This is a genomic window from Bacteroidales bacterium (genome assembly GCA_018334875.1).
Classification (GTDB): Bacteria; Bacteroidota; Bacteroidia; order Bacteroidales; family UBA12077; genus JAGXLC01.
Map to the genome: position 1 here is coordinate 1 of JAGXLC010000410.1, position 3,648 is coordinate 3,648.

2 protein-coding genes are annotated in these 3,648 nt (G+C 45.7%); one reads left to right on the forward strand and one right to left on the reverse strand.

What is annotated here, in order from left to right:
• The first annotated feature begins 337 nt into the window (after positions 1-337).
• A complete protein-coding gene (locus KGY70_18950; GenBank protein MBS3777282.1) occupies positions 338-2,896 on the forward strand; it encodes a S9 family peptidase in 2,559 nt (852 codons plus the stop codon).
• Between the two features lie 173 nt (positions 2,897-3,069).
• On the opposite strand, the gene KGY70_18955 is transcribed toward KGY70_18950, so the two are convergent.
• A partial coding sequence (locus KGY70_18955; GenBank protein ID MBS3777283.1) for an endonuclease/exonuclease/phosphatase family protein occupies positions 3,070-3,648 on the reverse strand: 579 nt, incomplete at its 5' end.

Below are 3,648 nucleotides of genomic sequence, written 5' to 3' on the forward strand. Positions count from 1 at the left end.
CAGGCGGGGTTGGTGTTCCTGCTAGCCGGCAGACTGGTTGGCGGCGGAAAAATAATATCCATAAAACCATCAACCATCTTTTAGCCCGAATTATTCAAGAATAATTCTGACGCTATTGAAAAACCTGACTTTTTGCTTCAATAAATTTTACAAAAAGCCGGTTTTTCTAATGCGGGGTAACCTGGATCCTTCCCACAATCCATCCCGCATTCATAAACTTCACTTCGTTTGTTTATGAATAATCCAGGTTAGAACTTTACTAATTAGAGGGATTTATTTAATTTTAATCCTTTTTGACTGGAATTAGTCTAATAATGAAATTCAAAACATTTATATTATGAAGAAACATATCATTCTGCCGGTTCTCTTAATTTTTATGACTACTGCTCTTTTTGCACAAAAAGAGATCAACATGAATCAATGGCTGAAAGCCGGACCGGTGGAAATCTATAAACCTGCATTCTCCGAAAAGGGAAACCTCGATGGAGAAAAATTCAAAAACAACGATCTGCTGGAAAGCCTCCGCATGGATTTTGAGCGCATGCCCCGGGTCTCCAGTTCCGTTGCCCTGGCTAAAGAAGAGACGGAGTGGAAGGAAATCACAATAGACAGTGATAGCCTGATAACCATCTCACCGAATGGCAACAATGTGATGTATCTGGCCTCCTACATTGAGGTGGATCAATGGACTAAACTGGAATTCAACATCACCACCGGTGCTTTATTTGAATTTTACATCGACGGAGAAAAGAAGCATACCAAGGAAACCGGAAAACGGAGTAGCGAAAAATGCTCCGCACAACTTCACAGGGGAAAACACCTGGTGGGCCTGAAATTACTCAACGAGGGGAAGAATATGAAATTTCACACTACAGTTTCGTATTCCCGGGATTTTGAAGGGCTCACACTGACCAATACCCTTGATCCCGCAAGGGAACTCACCATCCATGATATTCTTGACGGCAAGAGCATTAGCTCGGCCAGGATTTCCTCTTCCGGAAAGTATGTACTGATCAACTATTCGGAATCACCCCGGGGTACGGGAAAGAGCATGGGCTATACCGTACTGAAGAAGCTTGATGATCTGGAAAACGAAACCGTTTTTCGAAATCCGGATATCAACAAGGTGCAGTGGCTCCCGAAAAGCGAACGCATTTCCTATACAGTTCAATTCGAGGAGGCTTCCAACCTTTACGTATATGACGTGGAAAGCGGAGAGGAAAACATAATTGCCAGGGATATTGAGGACCTGGGAAGCTACACCTGGGCTCCTAACGAAGCCTATATTGTGTATTCGACACAGGTAGAAGCGGATGATCCCGGTGATCTGAAACGAATCTACGGCAACGAGGACCGTATTCCCGGATTCCGCGACCGTTCATTCCTGCATCTGCTGAATGTAAAATCAGGCCATTCCCAAAGAATAACCGCCGGTAATCTGAGTACCCGTCTCCATGACATAAGACCCGACAGCAAAAAGATACTTTTCTCAACTTCTTATCCCGATTATACGGAAGTACCTTTTTCCAGGCAGAACCTTTATGAAATGGATGTGGAAAACCTGACACCGGATACCATCTGGAAAGACAAACGATATTCAGGCAGAGCCGAATATTCCCCGGAAGGAAACCGGCTTCTTGTTCAGGGCGGACCCTTATGTTTCGGGGATGTCGGTAGGAACGTGTCCGACGACATGATGCCCAACAACTTCGACAGCCAGCTTTACCTATACGATCTCCAAAACGAAAATGTGAAGCCCCTCACCAAAACATTCGCTCCTTCTGTAAACTCTGCAGATTGGACCACTGAAAACCGGATCTATCTTTCCGTTGCAGAGAAAGATTACGGACGTCTCTACCTCTTCAATACGGACGACGGGCAATTTGAACAGGTAGATATTGAGGTAGAAGTATTGGGTGGCATAGACTTTTCAGACAAAGGAGACCAAGCCGTTTATACAGGAACAGGAATGACCATGCCGGAACATCTCTACGCCCTGGATCTGAAAAATGAAGCAAGCCGGCTGATTGACAAACCAAAAAAGGAATCACTTGCCCATGTGCAATACGGCCCCACTGAGGAATGGAACTTCACGAACAGCAGGGGCAGAACCATCGACGGAAGGGTTTACTATCCGCCCAATTATGACCCCGATAAAACGTACCCGGTGATCGTTTATTATTACGGAGGAACCACACCTACTTCAAGAAGCTTTGATGGCCGTTATCCAAAGAACATCTGGGCCGGGAAAGGGTATATTGTGTATGTGCTTCAGCCCAGTGGTGCCACCGGTTATGGTCAGGAATTCTCAGCGCTTCATGTCAATGGCTGGGGCAAAGAACAGGTTGACGACATCATTGAGGGAACCAAAAAATTCCTCAATACCCATCCATCAGCCGACGAGGACAATGTAGGGGCCATAGGTGCTTCATATGGCGGGTACACCACCATGATGCTTCAGACCCGGACAGATATATTCAAAACGGCTGTGGCCCATGCAGGTATCAGCTCGATATCAAGCTACTGGGGCGAAGGATACTGGGGATATACCTACAGTGCGGTAGCTTCAGCCCACAGCTATCCATGGAACAATAAAGATTTGTATGTAGAAAAAAGCCCCTTATTCAATGCCGATGATTTCAGCAATTCCATTCTTCTGCTGCATGGTACTGCCGATACCAACGTACCGGTGGGCGAAAGCAAACAGTATTATGCGGCACTGAAAATTCTGGGCAAAGATGTGGAGATGGTATTGGTAGAAAATGAGAACCACTGGATTATTGACTATGACAAACGCATCAAATGGCATTATACCATTACTTCATGGTTTGACAGTAAACTGAAAGACCAGCCGCAACAGTGGGAGGAGATGTACCCGGAGAAGAATCTGGATTAAGGCTGAGGCTAAGAAAAGAACGTCTGCGGTAGATTGGATAATTGCTAAATGATTACATTGTCAAATTGTTGAGGGATTAATTCGTGTTTGTCTATAAAGTCAAAGAGATTTGAAAGAGTCTCGTCTAGAATGTTCGCTGGCAAGGCTTGCGAGTTTTGAATGCCAGTCTTTTGTTACTTCAGCCGGATTTCTGCAAAAACCGGAAAATGATCGGAAGGAAAATGCAGGTTCACCGGATCATTCAGCACTCCATACTTTAACACCCCCGTATCTTTGACGAAGATGTAGTCTATGCGTCTTTGGGCTGGCTCCGTATAGTTGAATCCATTGTAGGTGCCTTCCGGTCCGAAAGGTGGGGTCTGGCTGACGACACGGGCATCCTTCAGTTTTTCGGCGATCACTTCAATGGGCTCCTGATCGGGTAAGGCATTCAAATCACCCATAAGGGCAATGGTTTCTTGCGTGCTGCTTATCTCCTCCATCTTACGTAGAATCAGCCGTGCCGAATTGGCCCGGGCTTTTGCTCCCCGATGATCAAAGTGGGTATTGAATACCCGTAATTTTTTACCTGACTCTTCATGCTCCAGGAGCACCCAGGTACATATCCTTTCCATTGAGGCATCCCAGCCTACAGAAGGCTGCTCAGGCGTCTCAGAAAGCCAGAAAGTGCCGTGATCCAGTTCGGTAAAAATGTTATGGTTGTAATAAACTGCGGAATATTCACCTTCTGTCTCCCCATCATCTCTGCCTAC